The sequence below is a fragment of the Nonomuraea jabiensis genome, assembly GCF_014204795.1.
GTDB classification, from domain to species: Bacteria; Actinomycetota; Actinomycetes; order Streptosporangiales; family Streptosporangiaceae; genus Nonomuraea; species Nonomuraea jabiensis.
In genome coordinates, this window is record NZ_JACHMB010000001.1 from 11,567,731 (window position 1) to 11,587,135 (window position 19,405).

Genomic DNA, 19,405 nt, shown 5'->3' on the forward strand with positions numbered 1-19,405 from the left:
TCTAGCTGTAGGCGATTTCCTCAAATCGTACGCCCGTCAGCTCGGCCGACACGTCCCAGAGCCGCCTGGCGAGCTCTTCCGACCGGGCCGCGTCCGACGGCGTGAGCAGCTTGAGCTTGGGACCGACGAACTCGCCGCCATGGATGTCGGGAGAGGTCGCGGCGTAGAGCGAGGGCATCGCGCCGGCCTCCGCCGACTGGAGGAACACCCCCACGAGAGGCTGTAGTGGCCCTATCTTGACGATGTTCGTGGCGGTCGCACCTGGGTGGCTGGCGACGCTTGTCAGGGCCGCACCGGCCTTCTCAGCGCGCCGCTGGAGCTCCAGGGTGAAGAGCAGGTTGGCGAGCTTGGAGCGTCCGTACGAGCTCATCCGGCGATATCCGCGCTTGAGGTCGAGGTTGTCGAAGTCGATCTTGCCCCAGGCGTGCGCGTCGCTGGAGACCGTGACCACGCGGGCGCCGGGGGCGGCCAGCAGGAGCGGCAGCAGCAGGCCCGTCAGCGCGAAGTGGCCCAGGTGGTTGGTGCCGAACTGCATCTCGAAGCCGTCCTTGGTCTCCTGGCGGGAGATCAGGCCGATGCCGGCGTTGTTGATCAGCAGGTCCACCTGGTCGACGCCCTCGGCGAACCGCCTGATGGAGGCCAGGTCCGCCAGGTCGAGCCGGCCGTACTCGACCTGGCCGCCGGGCACCGCCCGCAGGATGTCCGCCACGGTCGCCTCGCCCTTCTCGGGCGAGCGCGCGGCGACGATGACGCGGGCGCCGTGCCTGGCCAGCTCCAGCGCGGTGGGCCGGCCGATGCCGCTGTTGGCGCCGGTCACGATGGCGGTCCTGCCGGTCAGGTCGGGGATGGAGTCAGGGGTCCAGCCAGTCATCGCCACTCCTCGGGTCTCCTCGTGGTGTACGAAACCGTTTCGTACACCATCACCCTAGCCCAATCTCTGCCGCGCGTGCCGCTCCTCGCGCCGGGCGACCTCCAGCCGCTGCTCGCTCTCGGTGAGCCTCTTGCGGGCCTTGGCCAGCTTCCGCTCCAGCGCCGCCACCCGCTCGGCGCGCTCGTCGTGCTCCCGCACGGCGGACTCCAGCGCCGCCTGCCACTCCCGGTGCGCGGCCTCGGCCTCCTCGCGCTCCTTGGCCCGCCTGGCCTCGGCCTCCTCGCGCTTCCTCGCCTCGTCCTCGGGGGACGGCCGCCTGGCGGGCCGCCCGCGCGGGGCGGGAGCGGGGGCGAAGCCGCTGTAGCTGAGCGGCTTGGCCAGGCGGCCGCGGCGCACCTGCCCGGCCGCGTCGGCGTCCACGATGGCGGACTCCAGCGTCTGGTCCACCTCGGCCGCCGCCGCGGACGACAGGCCGCCCGCCTGCCGGACGAGCCTGCCCACCTTGCCCATGACGCCGGCGCGGCGCCGGGTCAGCTCGGCCAGCTCGTCGGCGTCCTGCTCCTGCCAGGCCGCGCGCAGCCGCTCCCCCACGTCGAGCAGCTCGGCCAGCTCGTCGGGGTGCTCGCGGGCGACCCGGTTCACGGCCCAGGCGGACACCGTGGGCTTGCGGAGCTTCGCTATCTCGCGGGCGAGCCCCGCCTCGCCCGCGTCCTTGGCCGCGCGGGCCTCGGCCTCGCGCGCGGCGGTGAACTCGGACGGCGGCAGCGCGTAGAGCCGACCGGCCACCTCATCAAGATCCACACAGGACAAATACCCCACATCCGCTGGTTTGTAGCGCATAGTGGAGGCAGTGGCAGTCGAACGGAGGCCCCCGTGTTCGAACGCTTCACCGACCGTGCGCGACGGGTCGTCGTCCTCGCCCAGGAGGAGGCGCGGATGATGAGCCACAACTACATCGGCACGGAGCACATCCTGCTCGGCCTGATCCACGAGGGCGAGGGGCTGGCCTCGCTCGTGCTCGACGGCTGCGGCGTGGAGCTCGACCACGTACGCGCCTTCGTCGAGCGCGAGGTGGGCCACGGCACCAAGTCGCCCAGCGGGCACATCCCCTTCACGCCGCGCGCCAAGAAGGTCCTGGAGCTGTCGCTGCGCGAGGCCCTGCAGCTGCGCCACAACTACATCGGCACCGAGCACATCCTGCTCGGGCTGATCAGGGAGGGAGAGGGGCTGGCGGCGCAGGCGCTCGTGGACGCGGGCGCGGACCTGGCGGACGTACGGCAGCGCCTGATCGACCGCGTGGGCCGCGGATCCAAGGAGCGCCCCACCGAGATGTTCTTCGCCGGCGGCTCCGTGCTGGGCGAGCGGCTCACCCGCATCGAGGAGAGCCTGGAGCGCATCGAACGCCACCTGGGCATCCAGCCGCAGGCCGACGAGCGGCCGGAAGAGCCGCCGCGCGAAGAGGGCCCAGGCTCAGACCATCGTGCCGACCGGCAGGAAGAGCCGCCGCGCGAAGAGGGCCTAGGCTGAGACCATCGTGCCGACCGGCAGCCTGCCCTCCATCACCCCGGGGTCCTCGGTGTAGCCGAGCGTGGCGCCCAAGGAGATCAGCAGCCTGCGCATCCTGGCGTTGTCGGACAGCAGCGTGGCCTTGACCTCGGCGTACCCCAGGTCACGGGCGCTCCTCACGAGCATCCTGGCCATCGCCGTGCCCAGCCCGAGCCCCTGCCAGCGGTCCTCGACCAGGAAGGCCATCTCCGCGATGCCCGGGTCGGGGGTGAACATGAGGTTGGCCATCGCCACGACCTGCCCGTCGTGCCCGGCGACCAGCGAGAATCCCCTGCTCCTGTCGCACAGCCGGTCGAACGTGCGCGCCGGCAGCGCGGGCATCGAGGTGAAGTAGCGGAACCGGCGCGACTCGGGCGAGCACCTGTCGTGCAGGTCGCGCACGGCCTCGCGGTAGATCGAGGTAAGCGGCCGGACCGTGATCTCCACGCCGTCGGAGAGCTTGATCGTGCGCTCGGCCGCGCTCGTCTCCGCGGGCTGGGCGAGCCTGGCGAACGAGGCCGCCCTGGCCGCCTCGGTCAGCGTGAACGGCAGCTCCGCGCGGCGCAGCCGCACCGCCCGCCTGGGGGCCACGGGGACCACGAGCTGGGTCGGGTCGGGAAGATCACTCACCGCTTCACCATAGAGCCACCTGGCGTCGTCCGCGCGCAGCAGCTCGGCCAGGAGCTCGGGCAGCCGCCACGGCATGGAACGCAGCCGGGAGGCCAGCAGCAGCGCCCTGGTGGGCTCGTCGGTCAGCTCGTGGGCGGTGGCGGGGACCACCTGGACGCGCCGGCCGCCGGCCGCCTCCAGCGCCTCGCGCACCGTCTCGGGGTTGGCGGGGATGTCGGCGACGAACTCATCGACGGTGCCGTCCGCGTCGGACTGCACGCTCAGCCCGAGGATGTTGCCGCCCCTGGCCGCCAGGGCCGCGGCGAGTGAGGCCAGCCGGCCGGGTCGCTCGTCCACCGTGGTGCGGATGCGCAAGAATCCCATGGCTTGAGCATGCCTGGCAGCTGTTACACGACCGCTAACGATGTGTTTCATCGCGTATTTCATCGCGAGATAGCACGATTTATCCCCATACATCCCCCATCGCCCACCCATCCGCCCGCTGTCCGCGCGCCGGTCCGCCCGCCCGTCCGCCCGCCCGCGCGCCGGTCCGTCCGTCCCCCGCCCATCCGCCCGCCCATCTCCGCCCATCCGTCCGCGCGCCGGTCCGCCCGCTCGGCCATCCGTCCGCGCCGCCCGTCCGCCCGCCGCGGCGCGACCACGCGTCACGGCTGCCTGGCCTCGTGAGGGGCGGGAGGCCGCACCACCGCCCCGACGCCGGGCCGCGGGCCGCCCCGCTTGTCGCAGGTCACCGGGCCGGGCGGGAAGATGTACGGCGGGCTCGGAGCACGCGAGCCGGATCCACCACAGAAAGGAACCCCATGAACATCCTCTTCCGAGGAGGCCGCGTCTTCACGCCGGGCGGCGTGCGGGACGAGGCCGTGCTGGTGAGCGACGGCGTGATCGCCGCGGTGGGGCCGGAGGGCGAGCTGGCCCGGCAGGCGCCGTCCCACGAGACGGTGGATCTGGAGGGCGGCCTGCTGGTGCCCGGCTTCACGGATGCCCACATGCACCCGGTCCAGGCGGGCCTCGAACGGGCAAAGTGCGACTTGTCAGAAGATTTCGGCCTTGACACGTACATAGCCGTGATCGCCGACTATGCCGCGAAAAATCCGTCTAAAGAGTGGATCGATGGCGGCGGCTGGGACATGTCGGCGTTCCCCGGCGGCCTCCCCCACCGCGACCAGCTCGACTTCCTCGACCGCCCCGCCTACCTCATCCAGCGCGACCACCACGCCGCCTGGGTCAACACGCGGGCCCTCCAGCTGGCCGGCATCACCCGAGAAACACCGGACCCCGCCGACGGCCGCATAGAGCGCGACGCCGCGGGCGAGCCCACCGGCGTGCTGCACGAGGGCGCGATGGACCTCGTCGGCCTGCTCACCCCCCGCCCGACCGCCCAGGACCTGGAGGACGCGCTGGAGGACGCGCAGCGGCACCTGTTCTCGCTGGGCATCACCGGCTGGCAGGACGCCATCGTGGGCTCCTACGCGGGCTCCCAGGACCAACTGCCCACCTACCTGTCCGCGGCCCGCTCAGGCAGGCTCAGGGCGCGCGTGGTGGGCGCCCTGTGGTGGGACAGGACGCGCGGCCTGGAGCAGATCGAGGAGCTGGTCGAACGCCGGGCCGCCGCCGAGGGGCTCGGCCGGTTCAGGGCCACCTCGGTCAAGATCATGCAGGACGGCATCACGGAGAACTTCACGGCCGCCACCCTGGAGCCGTACTGCCTGTGCGGCGGCACGGGCCTGTCGTACGTGGACCCGTACAAGCTCAAGGAGTACGTCGCCGAGCTGGACCGGCTCGGCTTCCAGGTGCACTTCCACGCCATCGGCGAGCGGGCCGTGCGAGAGGCCCTGGACAGCTTCGAGGGCACCGACCCCGGCAACCGCCACCACATCGCCCACCTGCAGATCATCGAGCCGTCGGACGTGCCGCGCTTCGCCGCCCTGGGCGTCACGGCCAACCTGCAGCCGCTGTGGGCCACGCACCACGCCCAGATGGACGAGCTGACGCTGCCCTACCTCGGCGAGCCGCGCTCGTCGTGGCAGTACCCGTTCGCGGACCTGCTGGCGCACGGCACCCGCTTCTGCGCGGGCAGCGACTGGCCGGTCTCCAACGCCGACCCGCTGCAGGGCATGCACGTCGCGGTCAACCGCACCGAGCCCGGCGGCTCGGTGCACGCCGGCTACCCGACCGCGCAGACCCCGTTCCTGCCCGGCCAGCGCATCGACCTGGCCGCCGCCATGACCGCTTACACGGCGGGCTCGGCCTGGATCAACCGCTCTCCGGCCGGCGCCGTCGAGCCGGGCCGCCCGGCCGACCTGGTGGTCCTGGACCGCGACCCGTTCGAGCTCCCGCCGGGCGAGATCTGGACGACGCGGGCCCGCCTGACGTTCGTGGACGGCGAAGTGGTGCACGAAGACCGCTGAGCGGCCGCGGAAACGGCGAAAGGGCCTCGGAGAACCGAGACCCTTTCGCCGAACCCAGCCACTACCAGGGGGACTTGTTGTTCCTCAGGCGCTCCAGTGCCTCCTCGAGGATCGCCTTGCCGTCCTTGTCGCTCCTGCGCTCCTTCACGTAGGCAAGATGCGTCTTGTACGGCTCGTTCTTCGGTGGGGCAGGCGGGGCCGACTCGTCCTGTCCGGCAGGGAGGCCGCAACGTGGGCAGTCCCACATCTCGGGGACCGCCGCGTCGCTGGCGAAACTGGGGCGCGTCTCGTGCATGTTGGCGCACCAGAACGAGACCCGCACTCTCGGAGCTGCCTCGCCGCGCTCGGCCTCCCCCATAGGGCCGGCGCCAACTCGGCTGCCACGGATCGCGTTGCCACTACCCACGGATGAACTCCTCGCTCGATCGCCCCGCGCGCAGGCACGGGGGGAGAATCACTGTCACGCGTTAACTTGTTTGCTCAGGGCTTCATGAGAAGGCCGAGAGCGATGATGCAGACGAACCAGATCGTGCCGGTGATGATCGTCAACCGGTCCAGGTTGCGCTCCACCACCGAGGAACCACCGAAGTTCGACGAGAAACCACCGCCGAACATGTCAGACAGGCCGCCACCCTTGCCCTTGTGGAGCAGCACGAGCAGGATCATGAGACCGCTCGCCAGGATGAGGGCGATGGAGATTCCGATTTCCACGGTATGCCTGTTCCTTCGATGCTTTGTTACGCGTGACGATTCAGACTTGCCTTCTGAGGGTACGGCCTGTTGTCAAGTCGCACCCCCGGAACGACTCAGTTAGCCTGGCATATCGGAGAAACGGCAGATCTTCGCGAACTCCCCGGCGTCGATGCTGGCACCGCCCACGAGCGCGCCATCGACATCGGGTTGAGCCATGATCCCCGCGATATTGCCCGACTTGACCGAGCCACCGTAAAGGATACGGACACCGGCGGCCACTTCGGAGTCGTAGAGCTCCGCGAGTCTGACTCGCAGCGCGCCGCAAACCTCCTGGGCGTCCTCCGGGGTGGCCACCTCACCGGTGCCGATCGCCCACACCGGTTCGTAGGCCACCACTATCGATTTTGCCTGCTCGGCGCTGATTTTGCGCAGCGCGCCGTCGAGTTGGCCAAGACTGTGCGCGATGTGGCCGCCCTCTTGACGTACGGACAGGCCCTCCCCGACGCACAGGATCGGCGTGAGCGAGTGCCGGTAGGCGGCCTGCACCTTGGCGTTGACCAGGTCGTCGTCCTCGTGGTGGTACTGCCGCCGCTCCGAGTGGCCGATCACCACATAGGTGCAGCCGAGCTTGGCCAGCATGGCGCCCGAGATCTCACCGGTGTAGGCGCCGCCCTCGTGCTGCGACAGGTCCTGGGCGCCGTACACGATCCTCAGCTTGTCGCCGTCCACGAGCGTCTGCACGCTGCGCAGGTCGGTGTACGGCGGCAGGACCGCGACCTCGGCCTTGTCGAAGTCCTTGTCGTTGAGTGCGAAGGCCAGCTTCTGGACCAGCGCGATGGCCTCGAGGTGGTTGAGGTTCATCTTCCAGTTGCCGGCGATGAGCGGCTTGCGCGTCTTCATCGGTAGCTCAGTCCTCCAGGGCGGCGAGTCCGGGGAGGGCCTTGCCCTCAAGGTATTCGAGGCTGGCCCCGCCACCGGTGGAGATGTGCGAGAAACCGTCCTCGGGCAGCTCCAGCTTCCGCACGGCCGCCGCCGAGTCGCCGCCGCCCACCACGGTGAAGCCTCCTTCGCCGGTACGGGCGATCAGCGCCTCGGCCACCGCCCGGGTGCCGCCGGAGAACGCGTCGAACTCGAACACGCCCATGGGGCCGTTCCAGAAGACGGTCCCGGCGTCGGCCAGCTGCGCGGCGAACAGCTCGCGCGTCCTGGGTCCGATGTCGAGCCCCTCCCGGTCGGCCGGGATCTCGGTGGCCGCGACCACGTCGTGCTCGGCGTCCGGCCCGAACGTGACCGCCGCCAGCACGTCGACCGGCAGCACGAGCTCGACGCCGCGCTCGGCGGCCGTGTTGAGGAAGCCGCGCACCTGGTCGAGCTGGTCCTCCTGGAGCAGCGACTTGCCGACCTCGTAGCCCTGGGCCTTGAGGAACGTGTACGCCATCCCGCCGCCGATCAGCAGCCGGTCGACCTTGGTCAGCAGGTTGGCGATGACGCCGAGCTTGTCGGAGACCTTGGCGCCGCCCAGCACCACCACATAGGGCCGCTCGGGGCTCTCGGTCAGCTTCTTCAGCACCTCGACCTCGGCCACGACCAGCCCGCCCGCCGCGTGCGGCAGCAGCTTGGGCACGTCGTAGACGCTGGCGTGCTTGCGGTGCACCGCGCCGAACCCGTCACCCACGTAGAGCTCGGCCAGCCCCGCCAGCTTCTCGGCGAACGCCGCCCGCTCGGCGTCGTCCTTGGACTCCTCGCCCGGCTCGTAGCGCAGGTTCTCCAGCAGCGCGACGTCGCCGCCCTGGAGCGATTCCACCGTGCCATGGGCGCTGTCGCCGACCACGTCGGTCGCGAACGCCACCTCCTGGCCCAGCAGCTCACCCAGCCGCCCGGCCACCGGCCTGAGCGAGTATTTCGGGTCGGCCTTGCCCTTGGGCCTGCCCAGATGGGCACAGACGACGACCTTGGCGCCACGTTCCACCAGCGTCTTGATCGTCGGCACCGACGCCCGGATGCGGCCGTCGTCGGTGATCGTCTCCCCGTCGAGGGGGACGTTGAGGTCGGCGCGCACAAGCACGCGCCGCCCCTTCACGTCGAGATCGTCGAGCGTGCGCATGCTCATGCTCCTGTTCATGGCCTCCGCTTCGCGGAGGCGGGCTCGGTCGCTTCGAGCCGTCGCGTGCTTACGGCCTCCGCTCCGCGGAGGCGGCTCGGTCGCTCCAAGCCGTCGCCTTCCCTCGTCGCTCCGGTCGCTACGCTCCCTGCGCTCCTCAGTCCAGGCGACGGCGCTCTCTCGCGAAAACATGGGGCCATTCCACGGCGGCGGCTTGGTCACTCTGAGCCGTTGCCTCCCCTATCGGGCAAGGCAACGGCGTTCCCCACGGACTCGGTGGGTCAGAGGTCGCGGCCGACCAGCTGGATCAGGTCGGCGAGGCGGTTGGAGTAGCCCCACTCGTTGTCGTACCAGCCGACGACCTTGACCTGGTTGCCGATGACCTTGGTCAGACCGGCGTCGAAGATGCACGAGGCCGGGTCGGTGACGATGTCGGAGGAGACGATCTCGTCCTCGGTGTAGCTGAGGATGCCCTTGAGCGGCCCCTCGGCGGCGGCCTTGACCGCGGCGTTGACCTCCTCGACGGTGACCTCACGGCTGACGTCGACGGTGAGGTCGGTGGCCGAGCCGGTGGGGATCGGCACGCGCATGGCGAAGCCGTCGAGCTTGCCCTTGAGCTCGGGCAGCACCAGGCCGATGGCCTTGGCGGCGCCGGTGGAGGTGGGCACCACGTTGAGCGCGGCGGCGCGGGCGCGGCGCAGGTCCTTGTGCGGGCCGTCCTGGAGGTTCTGGTCCTGCGTGTACGCGTGGATGGTGGTCATCAGACCCTTCTCGATGGTGAAGGTGTCGTGAAGGACCTTGGCCATCGGCGCCAGGCAGTTGGTCGTGCAGGAGGCGTTGGAGATGATCGTGTGGCTCGACGGGTCGTAGCTCTTCTCGTTGACGCCCATCACGATCGTGACGTCCTCGTTCTTCGCCGGAGCGGAGATGATGACCTTCTTGGCGCCGTTCTCGGCGTGCACCTTGGCCTTCGTGGCGTCGGTGAACAGGCCCGTCGACTCCACGACCACATCCACGCCGAGGTCGCCCCAGGGCAGCTTGCCCGGGTCGCGCTCCGCGAAGACCTTGATCGCCTTGCCGTCGACCGTGATCTCGTCGCTCGTGGCCTTCACCTCGTAAGGCAGGCGGCCCAGGATGCTGTCGTACTTCAGCAGGTGGGCGAGCGTCGCGTTGTCGGTCAGGTCGTTGACCGCGACGATCTCGATGTCCTTGCCGCTGGCGGCGACAGCGCGCCAGAAGTTGCGACCGATGCGGCCGAAGCCGTTGACGCCTACGCGGATGCTCACGGGAACCGATCTCCTCGAAACCAGATGGCGGGCTGAAACCTCAACCACGAACCTTATCGGACCTAAATTGGTTTAGACCACTGCAGGTCCCCGCGTGTGAATCAGCGTTCCGGAGGCACGTTTTGCGAGGTTCGAGTAAAGTGCCCGACTCATCGATGTAAATTCGTGCATTCTCTGGGGGCTGAGATGTCACACAAGCGGTCCGGCCTGCTGCCCGGACTCATTGTAGGCGTGCTATCCGCGCTGGTCAGCGCGGCACTGCTGGGGGCGGCTGTACTTTTCCAGACCCGCTTGCCCGCCGCCGTGATCGCCTTCGGCAACGGCCATCCGCTGTCGCTGGCGTCCTCTCTCGTGGTCGCCCTGATCGTCGCCCTGGCGATGGGCGCGGTACGGCCTCGCAGCATCCTCCTGATCCCCGTGGCCGCGCTGTACGCGGGCGGCGCCATGGCCGCGGGTCAGATCGCCGGCTCGTCGATCATGATCGGCGCCACGCTGCGCACCCCACCTGCCGAGCGCGGCCCCGCCGACCTGTCCGACATCACGCTGGACAACTTCTCCGCCGGCCTCCCCCACGCGCCCGCGCTCTACCGGGATCCGCTCTCGGTGTCGTGGGCGGCCTGGCTCTACATCGCCGTGGCCGCCCTCGCCGCACTGCTCCTGCTGACCCTGCGCGTGGTCCGGGTCCGCCGCGCCCAGAGGGCCCTGGCCGAGGCCGAGACGGATTCGTCGCCGGAGCCGGAGTACCGCGCCCCGTTCGAGCCCGCCCAGGCCCCCACCCCGAAGCCCACAACGGACCTGTTCACTCCCCGCAACCAACCAAAGGACTGAACAACACCACTCCAGCAACCACAGGACCGGGTGCGACAGCCGCCAAGCACTCCCGAAAGCCGAAAGGGCCAGCGCGCTGGCGCCGCCGGGCCGCCCGGCCCTGGGCGGCCAACTCGCACCCACCCCGCCGACAGGCACCCCGCAGCCGCCCGGCAACCCCGACGCCCACCTGGCGGACACCCAGCCCCAGCCCGCACCAGCCGCAACTGCCCAACCAGCCGGTGGACCGCCCAGACCCCCGGACCACCGGCCACCCGGCACCCAGCGAGCCAGTATGCCGCCCCTGGGCCCGTCCAGCGCCGCGCACAGCCCCCGCCATCCGCGGCTCACGAACCACCGCCACCGCCGCGCCGCAGCTCACGAAGCACCGCCACCGTCCCGCCAGGGCTCACGAACCACCCGCAAGACGACCAGGAACTCCAGCCACTGGCCCTACAGCCGGCGCTCAGACGACCAGCAGGCCCACGCAACGCACCAAACCATTGGCATCCCGGCCAAGCCGACCACGGAGCCGGCCCAGAATGCGCGTCGTCACGGCGAGCAACCCGTGAGCCTTCACGACCGGCCATGACAGACGGTCACCCACGTCGGCGCGTGCGGCCCACCGTGCGCAGCCGTAAAAGATGGGCTTGAAGACCGGCACCACCCACGGCCCTAAGACGGGCTTGAAGACCGGCACCACCCACGGCCCTAAGACGGGCTTGAAGACCAGCACCGCCCCAAAAGACGGGCTTCAAAAGCAGCCGCAACTCCGAGGAGACTCCGTCACGGGGCGAGCATGTCGACGGTGAGGTTGGCCTCGGTGTTGGGGATGCCCAGGTCGGAGGCGCGCTTGTCGGCCATGGCCAGCAGCCGCCGGATGCGCCCAGCGATGGCGTCCTTGGTCAGCGGCGGGTCGGCGATCTGCCCCAGCTCCTCCAGAGACGCCTGCTTGTGCTCCACCCGCAGCCGCCCCGCCACCACCAGATGATCGGGCGCCTCGTCCCCGAGGATCTCCAGCGCGCGCTGCACCCGCGCCCCCGCCGCCACCGCCGCCCGCGCCGACCGCCGCAGGTTGGCGTCGTCGAAGTTGGCCAGCCGGTTGGCGGTGGCCCGGACCTCGCGGCGCATCCGCCGCTCCTCCCAGGCCAGCACGCTGTCGTGCGCCCCCAGCCGGGTGAGCAGCGCGCTGATGGCGTCGCCGTCGCGCACCACGACGCGGTCGACGCCGCGCACCTCACGCGCCTTGGCGTGGATCTTGAGCCGCCGCGCCGAACCCACCAGGGCGAGCGCCGCCTCCGGGCCCGGACAGGTGACCTCGAGCGACATCGAGCGCCCCGGCTCGGTGAGGGAGCCGTGCGCGAGGAACGCGCCGCGCCAGGCGGCCTCGGCGTCGCAGGCGGCCCCCGCCACGACCTGGCGGGGCAGCCCGCGCACCGGGCGGCCGTGGTTGTCGATGAGGCCCGTCTGACGGGCGAGCGCCTCGCCGTCGCGGTAGACCCGCACGACATAGCGCGAGCCCTTGCGCAGGCCGGCGGGCGCGAGCACCAGAACCTCGGCCTTGTGCCCGAACACCTCGCCGATGTCCTTGATCAGTCGCCGTGCGGTGGCGTTCGTGTCGAGCTCGGCCTCGATCACGATCCGCCCGCCCACCAGGTGCAGGCCGCTGGCGAACCGCAGCAGCGTGGAAACCTCCGCCTTTCGGCAGCACGGCTTCAGCACCGGCAGGCGGCTCAGTTCGTCTTTCACCACACCTGTCATGGCCATGCGTTAGTCCTCTCCCCCATTCAGACCGGCTCTCAGCAGTCTCTCGCACCTTCGCGCCACGCCGACCAGGATCAACGCTTCTGGAGGAAAATCTCGTCCAGGACGGAGGCAAGACGTCGTGGGTCATGCCTCGGCGAGCCGTCCGCGGCGGCCACGTCGGCCATCACGAGCCGCGCGCCGAGCGCCGCGGCGGCCTTGTCCAGCGCGCCGGGGTCGTCCACCACTCCGGTGTCGGCGAGCACGACGTCGATCGACAGGTCGGGAGCGTGCTGCCTGAGCACCTCCAGATGTTGCTGGGGGGAGAAATCGTCCGTCTCACCCGACTGGGGCGCCAGGTTGAGTGTCACGAGCCGCTTGGCCTTGGTCGCGTGCAGGGCCCTGGCCAGTTCGGGCACCTTGAGATGCGGCAGCACGCTGGTGAACCACGATCCCGGCCCGAACACCACCCAGTCGGCCTCCAGCACCGCCTCGACCGCCTCCGGCCGCGCGGGCGGGTCCTCGGGCACGAGCGAGATCGCCTGCACCCGTCCGGGCGTCAGCGCGCACGCCACTTGCCCGCGCACGGTCGATCTGACGCCGTCGAGCTCGACCTCGGCCACGATGTCGAGCGGCACCGACGCCATCGGCAGCACCCGGCCGTGCGCGCCCAGCAGGCGTCCGACCCAGTCGAGCCCGGCCACGGGGTCACCGAGCAGCTCCCACAGGGCCACGATGAGCAGGTTGCCGACGGCGTGCCCGTGCAACTCGCCCTCGCTGCGGAAGCGGTGCTGCACGACCTCGCTCCAGGTGCTGCCCCACTCGTCGTCGCCGCACAGCGCGGCCAGCGCCATCCGCAGGTCGCCAGGGGGCAGCACGCCGAGCTCGCGCCGCAGCCGACCGCTGGACCCGCCGTCGTCGGCGACGGTCACCACGGCGGTCAACCGGTCGGTCACCATCCGTAATGCGGACAGAGACGCGTAAAGCCCGTGCCCGCCGCCCAGCGCTACCACGTGCGGCCCGAACCCCGAGAAGTCTCTCGAGTACGTCCCGCGTTCCGGCACCGGGTTGCCCGCGGACGGCCGCGCGAGCCGCACCGGGCACACCTCGTCACCTTCCGAGGCCAGTCCCGGGCTTTCATCACCCTTGGAGGCCGGTCCCGGGCTCTCATCACGCCCCACACCAGCCTCCTCAGAACCCGCGCCGCTCACACCCGGCCCATTGAGGACCAGGCGCCCCTCAAAACCCGAAAGCCCCTCAAAGCCTGGAAGCCCCTCAGAGCCCGCAGGCGAGCCGGGCGCGTCCGAGCGGGTCACAGCGCCGGAAAGCTCGCTCTCCGCCGACCGCGACGAACCTGCTGCTGCGAAGCCTTCATCAATCACTCCCGCCCCACATCCCGATGGCTCACCTGGACCTCCATCCCGCGGTCGCGCAGGCGGGCGGCGACCTGTTCGGCCATGGCCACGCTACGGTGCTTGCCGCCCGTGCAGCCCACCGCGAGCGTCGCATAGCTCTTGCCCTCGCGCGCGTATCCGGCGGCGACCACCTGCAGGACCTCCTCGTACGCGTCGAGGAACTCCTTGGCCCCCGGCTGCCCGAGAACGTAGTCGCGCACGGGCGCGTCGAGCCCGTTCATCGGCCGCAGGTCCGGCACCCAGTGCGGATTGGGCAGGAACCTGCAGTCGACGACCAGGTCGGCGTCCACCGGCAGCCCGTACTTGAACCCGAAGGACACGATGTTGAGCCGCAGCCCCGGCCGGTCCTCGCCGCCGAAGTACGCGACGATCTTGTTGCGCAGGTCGTGGACGTTGTGCGACGAGGTGTCGATCACCAGGTCGGCGTTGGCCCGCACCTCCCGCAGGATCCCCCGCTCCCGGGTGATCCCGTCGACCAGGCGCCCCTCGCCCTGGAGGGGATGCGGCCTGCGGACGTTCTCGAACCTGCGTACCAGCTCCTCGTCGCTGGCCTCCAGGAACACCACCCGCACCCGCACGCCGCGACCCTCGAGCTCCTCGATGGCCGCGTTGAGGTCGGTGGTGAAGGCCAGGCTGCGCACGTCGACGACGGCCGCCACCTTGTCGGCCGCCAGCTTGACCTTGCCCGCCTCCTCCGCCATCGCGAACAGCAGCCCGGGCGGCAGGTTGTCGATGACGAACCAGCCCAGGTCCTCGAGCGCTTTGGCGGCTGTGCTGCGCCCCGCCCCGGACATGCCGGTGACGATGACGAACGCCGGCTCGGTGCTCATTGCCTCTCTCCGTCCCGCACGCCCTGCCCGGGCGCGCCACCATGGCGGAGGCACCCGGACACGCCGTGGCATCCTGGCGAGATCATGGTGACTCTCCCTTCAGTGTCGACACGATGACCTCGGCGATGGACGGGCCGATGCCGGGAACCTCGCAGATTTCCGCGGCAGTGGCCTCGCGTAGCTTTTTCACGGAGCCGAAGTGTTTGAGCAGCGCCTGCCTGCGCGCCGGCCCGAGGCCGGGCACGCTGTCGAGCGCGCTCTCCTTCACCGTCTTGGACCTCTTGGAACGATGGTAGGTGATGGCGAACCGGTGTGCCTCGTCCCGCACGCGTTGCAGCAGGTAGAGACCCTCGCTTGAACGAGGCATGATCACCGGCTGGTCATCGCCTGGCAACCACACTTCCTCCAGCCGCTTGGCCAGCCCGCACACGGACACGTCGTCGATGCCGAGCTCGTCGAGCGCCCGCTGCGCGGCGGCCGCCTGGGGGCCCGCGCCGTCGACGACGACCAGGTTGGGCGGATAGGCGAACTTGCGCGGTTTGCCGGTCTCCGGGTCGATCGGGCCGTGACCGGCGTCGTCGTCGGCGGCCAGCTCGCCGGTGGCCGAGCGTTCCTCCAGGTAGCGGCGGAAGCGGCGCATGATCACCTCGTAGATCGAGGCGACGTCGCCCTCCTTGGTCTTGACGGCGAAGCGCCGGTATTCGCTCTTGCGCGCCAGCCCGTCCTCGAAGACGACCATCGACGCCACCACGTTCTCGCCCTGCAGGTGGGAGACGTCGTAGCACTCGATGCGCAGCGGCGCCTGGTCCAGGTCGAGCGCGTCGGCGACCTCCTGCAGGGCCTTGCTGCGGCTGGTGAGGTCGCTGGCGCGGCGGATCTTGTGCTGCGCCAGCGACTCCTTGGCGTTGCGCTCGACGGTCTCCATCAGCGACCTCTTGTCGCCGCGCTGCGGCACGCGCACCTCGACCCGGGCCCGCCGCTGCTCGGTCAGCAGCTCGGCGACCGCGTCGTTGTCGGGCGGCAGCGCGGGCACGAGCACCTCGCGCGGCATCGAGTCGGGGCTCGCCTCGGCATACATCTGGAGCAGGAACTGCTCCACCAGCTCGCCGGGGGAGGTCTCCTCGACCTTGTCGACCACCCAGCCGCGCTGGCCGCGGATGCGGCCGCCGCGCACGTAGAAGACCTGAACGGCGGCTTCGAGCGGGTCCTCGGCCAGCGCGATCACGTCGGCGTCGGTGCCCTCGCCGAGCACCACGGCCTGCTTCTCCAGCGCCCGCTGCAACGCCTGGATGTCGTCGCGCAGCCGCGCGGCGCGCTCGTACTCCTGCTCGCCGGCGGCCTCGCGCATCTCCTTCTCGAGGCGCTTGATGAAGCGGCTGGTGTTGCCCGCCATGAAGTCGCAGAAGTCCTCGGCCAGGTCGCGGTGCTCCTCGGGGGTCACCCGGCCGACGCACGGCGCCGAGCACTTGTCGATGTAGCCGAGCAGGCACGGGCGGCCGATCTGGCCGGCCCGCTTGAACACCCCGGCGCTGCACGTGCGCACCGGGAAGACCCGCAGCAGCAGGTCCACGGTCTCGCGGATGGCCCACGCGTGCGAATAGGGGCCGAAGTAACGCGTGCCCTTGCGCTTGGCCCCGCGCATGACCTGCACGCGCGGGAAGTCCTCGCCCATGGTGACCGCGAGGTAGGGGTACGACTTGTCATCGCGGTACTTCACGTTGAAGCGCGGGTCGAACTCCTTGATCCAGGAGTATTCGAGCTGCAGCGCCTCGACCTCGGTGCCGACGACGGTCCAGTCGACGTCGGCGGCCGTGGTCAGCATCGACTGGGTCCGCGGGTGCAGCGCGGAGAAGTCGGCGAAGTACGAATTGAGCCGCTGGCGCAGGCTCTTGGCCTTGCCGACGTAGATCACCCGGCCGTGCGCGTCCCTGAACCGGTAGACCCCCGGGGAATCGGGGATGGAACCCGGCTTGGGCCGGAAACTCAAGGGGCTGCCCGCTGATCTCGCCACGTTCAAAGACTAGTAGCCCCCACCGACAAGGTTGCCCGCCGCGCCTTCCCACCAGGCGCGGCGGGCCCTCCCTGAAAAGGGGCCCGCTTACGCGAGCGTGATCTGGTCGCCCTCGACCTTGATCTGCTGCGCCGGCAGCGGCTTGTCGGCCGGTCCGTCCTTGACCGAGCCGTCCGCGATGGCGAACTTGCTGTTGTGACACGGGCAGACGATCACCCCGTCCGAGACGCTGCCGACCGTGCACCCGTTGTGCGTGCACACGGCGCTGAACGCCTTGAACTCGCCCGAAGTGGGCTGCGTCACCACGATCTTCTGGTCCTTGAAGATCGTCCCGCCGCCGACGGGGATGTCGGCGGTCTTGGCCAGCGCCCCACCGGCTTGCGGCGCCGCAGACTGCGGGGCGCCGGACTGCGGGGCACTCGACTCGGAGGCGGTGCCGGCGGACTGTGCGGTATCCGTGCCGCCGCCGCAGGCGGTGAGCGCCAGCGCGAGGCCGCCCGCACCGACGCTCGCGAACACTGCACGGCGACTCTGAAGGTCATCTCCCATGCGCTCACCCAACCGCACCCAGGTGAGAAATTCATGAGACGCGATCTACGCAAGCTTGATCTTGTCGCCGTCCACGGTGATCTTCTTCTCCTCGAGCGGCTCGCTCGCGGGCCCGTCCGCGACGGAGCCGTCGTTGATGCTGAACTTGCTGCCGTGACACGGGCAGTTGATCGTCTTGTTCGAAACAGTGGCGACCGTGCAGCCCGCGTGGGTGCAGACCGCCGTGAACGCCTTGAACTCCCCGGCGCTCGGCTGCGTGACCACGATCTTCTCGTTCTCGAAGACCTTCCCGCCGCCCTCGGGGATGTCAGCGGTGTCGGCCAGCGCCTTGCCACCACCGCTCGCGGCCTTCTTCTTCTTCGGCGACGACTCCTCCGTGGGCTCCTCGGCAGGCTCCTCCGTGGGCTCCGCGCTCGCCTCGATCGTCGGCGAGCCGTAGCTCGCACACGCCGTCAGAACCGCCGCGAGCCCGGCGCCGCCGGCGCCGAGCATCATCGCCCTGCGAGTCGTTTCCGTCATGGTGTGTTCCTCCCAGATTGGCTTTCACTTCAGGTACGGCCAGCGCCCTCGCGCCGGTTCAGCGTGCCCGAGCCAAATCCGGTTCTCTACGCACAAGTACGCGTTCAGCCAGCCACTTCACGCGTCAGGCGACAACAATGCCGTCACCCTCGACCCTGACCTTGTAGGACGTCAGCGGGGCGGACGCGGGTCCCTTGGTGGCCTTTCCACTGTCGGCGGCGAACTCGCTGCCGTGGCAGGCACACCTGATGACGTTGTCCTTGGGCGTGCTGACCGCGCACCCCTTGTGCGTGCAGATCGAGCTGAACGCCATGAAGACGCCCTGCGTGGGCTGGGTCACCACGACCTGCAGGTCCTCGATCACCTTGCCCCCACCCACGGGCACGTCGGCGGTCTTGGCGATGACCTTGCCCTTGAGACTCGGCTGAGCCTTGGCCCCTCCCCCGCCACACCCCGCCAATGCCAGCCCACACGCCGCAACCCCAGCCGCCCCCAGCATCTCCCGCCGCCCGAACCCCGTCCCAGGCTCCGCTCCGGACCCCGTTTCAGGCATGGCTGCGCCCCGCTCCGTAACCGTCATGAACTGCCGACCCTCCGCGTCCCCGCTGACCCCCTGCAGGTCAGGCCGCTACCATCACTCAACCTTATTGGCGCACCCCCTCGGTCCCCCCGCCGGGTAGCACTCCGCAACGACCACCCCAGCCGCCCCCTACGCCCCACCACAGCCACCACCGCACCACGCCAGCCACGCCCGGTCACCCTCACCGAAAGCGCCAAACTCCATCGACTGCCACTCCTCACCGGCCCCAACCACCGACGCCGACAAGCGGCCCACCAGTTCCCCATCCACCCCAACAACCAACAGGCCCGCAGTCCAAGCCACCCGACCAGCAAGGCGACCCAACGCTCGCCAGCCGCCCCATGAGCGACGCGACCCAACACTCCCCAACCACGCGACTACCGCCCGGTGCGATCGGCGGTCAGCGGGCGGTAGGCCGATGGTCAGCGCCGACGCCCACCCTGCCCATATGACTCTCACGACAGAACGCCCGACCACACCCCCCGTAAAGCCCCGCTGGTGGCGGCGTCCCTGGGTGGCCCCTCTGGCGGTGGTGGCGATCGCGTTCGTCGCCTTCTCCCTGCCGCCGTACCTGTCCCTGAACCCGGCCCGCTCCCGCGTCCCCGCCCCCGACTTCTTCCCACCGCACTTCGCGGTGCTGTCCCTGCATGTGATCTTCGGCTCGATCGCGATGATCACGTGCTGCCTGCAGATCTGGCCATGGTTCCGCCAGCGCTATCCCCGCGCGCACCGCCGGATCGGCCGCGTGTACGTCTTCGGCGGCTGCCTGCCCAGCGGCGTGCTCGGCCTGATCGTGTCGGTGACCACACCGTACTTCGGCCCGGTGACGGCGGCCAGCGGCGTCGTACTCGCATCCCTCTGGGTGGCCTGCACGCTGACAGGCTGGCGGATGGCCAGGCAGCGCCGGTTCGTCGACCACCGTCGCTGGATGATCCGCAGCTTCGCCCTGACCCTGTCCATCATCACGAACCGCCTCTGGGGCGTCGTCTTCGTCATCGTCCTGTCGCCCGAGCTGGAGACGACCTTCCACGGCGACGAGACACTGCTGGCGAGCACGGTGAGCGCACTGAGCGCGTGGCTGGGCTGGGTGCTGCCACTGCTGTTCGCCGAGTGGTGGCTGGAGCGCGGCGACGCCGCCAAGCGCCGCGCCCGCACCGCAAGCCGCCACCAAGCAGCCTGAACGCACACATCGCCCCGCCACCACGCGCGCAAACGGCGAACGCCGCCCCCGCTACCACCCGCGCAGAACCACAAACACCGCTGGCTACCGCTCACGCACGGGCACCCGCGTCCGCCCGCCAGCCACCCGCGACCACGCGTCTCTCTTCGCCACCACACTTCGCGCATAACCACGGATATCGCCTGCGGCAGCACCCCGCACGTAATCACTCATCCGGCACCCCCCGCACCCCGCACC

Annotated in this window: 19 protein-coding genes and 1 pseudogene; 4 read left to right on the forward strand and 16 right to left on the reverse strand. The window is 70.2% G+C overall.

Annotation, left to right across the window (positions count from 1 at the left end):
* Position 1: 1 nt before the first annotated feature.
* On the reverse strand, positions 2 to 871 hold the full coding sequence (locus HD596_RS52855) for an oxidoreductase (protein ID WP_185076993.1): 870 nt from the start codon (positions 869 to 871) through the stop codon (positions 2 to 4).
* Positions 872 to 925: 54 nt separating this feature from the next.
* The gene (locus HD596_RS52860; protein ID WP_185076994.1) at positions 926 to 1,672 is read right to left on the reverse strand and encodes a hypothetical protein; all 747 of its coding nucleotides are present in this window, start codon (positions 1,670 to 1,672) and stop codon (positions 926 to 928) included.
* A 72-nt stretch (positions 1,673 to 1,744) separates the two neighbouring features.
* On the opposite strand from HD596_RS52860, the pseudogene HD596_RS63195 reads away from it, so the two are divergent.
* A pseudogene (locus HD596_RS63195) lies at positions 1,745 to 2,218 on the forward strand (Clp protease N-terminal domain-containing protein); the annotation flags it as partial.
* Positions 2,219 to 2,389: 171 nt separating this feature from the next.
* Here HD596_RS63195 and HD596_RS52870 read toward each other — a convergent pair.
* Entirely contained in the window at positions 2,390 to 3,409 is a 1,020-nt protein-coding gene (locus HD596_RS52870) for a GNAT family N-acetyltransferase (protein ID WP_185076996.1), read from the reverse strand.
* Between the two features lie 437 nt (positions 3,410 to 3,846).
* Between HD596_RS52870 and HD596_RS52875 the strand changes: the two genes are divergently transcribed.
* Positions 3,847 to 5,454 (forward strand): amidohydrolase, encoded by a 1,608-nt coding sequence (locus HD596_RS52875; RefSeq protein ID WP_185076997.1) that lies wholly within the window; start codon positions 3,847 to 3,849, stop codon positions 5,452 to 5,454.
* Between the two features lie 61 nt (positions 5,455 to 5,515).
* Here HD596_RS52875 and HD596_RS52880 read toward each other — a convergent pair whose 3' ends face one another.
* The 5 genes from HD596_RS52880 to gap form a co-directional block, all read right to left on the reverse strand.
* Positions 5,516 to 5,860 (reverse strand): RNA polymerase-binding protein RbpA, encoded by a 345-nt coding sequence (locus HD596_RS52880; RefSeq protein WP_185076998.1) that lies wholly within the window; start codon positions 5,858 to 5,860, stop codon positions 5,516 to 5,518.
* Between the two features lie 74 nt (positions 5,861 to 5,934).
* On the reverse strand, positions 5,935 to 6,165 hold the full coding sequence (secG, locus tag HD596_RS52885) for a preprotein translocase subunit SecG (RefSeq protein WP_185076999.1): 231 nt from the start codon (positions 6,163 to 6,165) through the stop codon (positions 5,935 to 5,937).
* Positions 6,166 to 6,264: 99 nt separating this feature from the next.
* Entirely contained in the window at positions 6,265 to 7,047 is a 783-nt protein-coding gene (tpiA, locus tag HD596_RS52890) for a triose-phosphate isomerase (protein WP_185077000.1), read from the reverse strand.
* A gap of 7 nt (positions 7,048 to 7,054) precedes the next feature.
* On the reverse strand, positions 7,055 to 8,251 hold the full coding sequence (locus HD596_RS52895) for a phosphoglycerate kinase (protein ID WP_281398349.1): 1,197 nt from the start codon (positions 8,249 to 8,251) through the stop codon (positions 7,055 to 7,057).
* Between the two features lie 278 nt (positions 8,252 to 8,529).
* Positions 8,530 to 9,534: a type I glyceraldehyde-3-phosphate dehydrogenase gene (gap, locus tag HD596_RS52900; protein WP_185077002.1), complete on the reverse strand. Its 1,005-nt coding sequence runs from the start codon at positions 9,532 to 9,534 to the stop codon at positions 8,530 to 8,532.
* Positions 9,535 to 9,720: 186 nt separating this feature from the next.
* Between gap and HD596_RS52905 the strand changes: the two genes are divergently transcribed.
* Positions 9,721 to 10,362 (forward strand): hypothetical protein, encoded by a 642-nt coding sequence (locus tag HD596_RS52905; protein WP_185077003.1) that lies wholly within the window; start codon positions 9,721 to 9,723, stop codon positions 10,360 to 10,362.
* Between the two features lie 445 nt (positions 10,363 to 10,807).
* Here the strand turns inward: HD596_RS52905 and HD596_RS52910 are convergent, their stop codons facing one another.
* From HD596_RS52910 to HD596_RS52945, 8 genes are all read right to left on the reverse strand, one after another.
* Positions 10,808 to 11,077: a hypothetical protein gene (locus tag HD596_RS52910; RefSeq protein WP_185077004.1), complete on the reverse strand. Its 270-nt coding sequence runs from the start codon at positions 11,075 to 11,077 to the stop codon at positions 10,808 to 10,810.
* Positions 11,078 to 11,127: 50 nt separating this feature from the next.
* On the reverse strand, positions 11,128 to 12,108 hold the full coding sequence (whiA, locus tag HD596_RS52915) for a DNA-binding protein WhiA (protein ID WP_138670245.1): 981 nt from the start codon (positions 12,106 to 12,108) through the stop codon (positions 11,128 to 11,130).
* Positions 12,109 to 12,179: 71 nt separating this feature from the next.
* Positions 12,180 to 13,097 carry a gluconeogenesis factor YvcK family protein gene (locus HD596_RS52920; protein ID WP_185079286.1) on the reverse strand — a complete coding sequence of 306 codons (918 nt, stop codon included), beginning with the start codon at positions 13,095 to 13,097 and terminating at the stop codon, positions 12,180 to 12,182.
* A 365-nt stretch (positions 13,098 to 13,462) separates the two neighbouring features.
* Positions 13,463 to 14,329, reverse strand: coding sequence for an RNase adapter RapZ (gene rapZ / locus HD596_RS52925; RefSeq protein WP_185077005.1), 867 nt, complete (start codon positions 14,327 to 14,329; stop codon positions 13,463 to 13,465).
* 82 nt (positions 14,330 to 14,411) lie between these two features.
* Entirely contained in the window at positions 14,412 to 16,340 is a 1,929-nt protein-coding gene (gene uvrC / locus HD596_RS52930) for an excinuclease ABC subunit UvrC (RefSeq protein ID WP_376776127.1), read from the reverse strand.
* A gap of 87 nt (positions 16,341 to 16,427) precedes the next feature.
* The gene (locus HD596_RS52935; RefSeq protein ID WP_313046913.1) at positions 16,428 to 16,859 is read right to left on the reverse strand and encodes a Rieske (2Fe-2S) protein; all 432 of its coding nucleotides are present in this window, start codon (positions 16,857 to 16,859) and stop codon (positions 16,428 to 16,430) included.
* Positions 16,860 to 16,934: 75 nt separating this feature from the next.
* On the reverse strand, positions 16,935 to 17,408 hold the full coding sequence (locus tag HD596_RS52940; RefSeq protein ID WP_185077007.1) for a Rieske (2Fe-2S) protein: 474 nt from the start codon (positions 17,406 to 17,408) through the stop codon (positions 16,935 to 16,937).
* Positions 17,409 to 17,532: 124 nt separating this feature from the next.
* Complete coding sequence (locus HD596_RS52945) at positions 17,533 to 17,961, reverse strand: Rieske (2Fe-2S) protein (RefSeq protein ID WP_246555462.1); 429 nt, start codon at positions 17,959 to 17,961, stop codon at positions 17,533 to 17,535.
* 475 nt (positions 17,962 to 18,436) lie between these two features.
* On the opposite strand from HD596_RS52945, the gene HD596_RS52950 reads away from it, so the two are divergent.
* Complete coding sequence (locus tag HD596_RS52950) at positions 18,437 to 19,168, forward strand: DUF2306 domain-containing protein (RefSeq protein ID WP_185077008.1); 732 nt, start codon at positions 18,437 to 18,439, stop codon at positions 19,166 to 19,168.
* Positions 19,169 to 19,405: the final 237 nt, after the last annotated feature.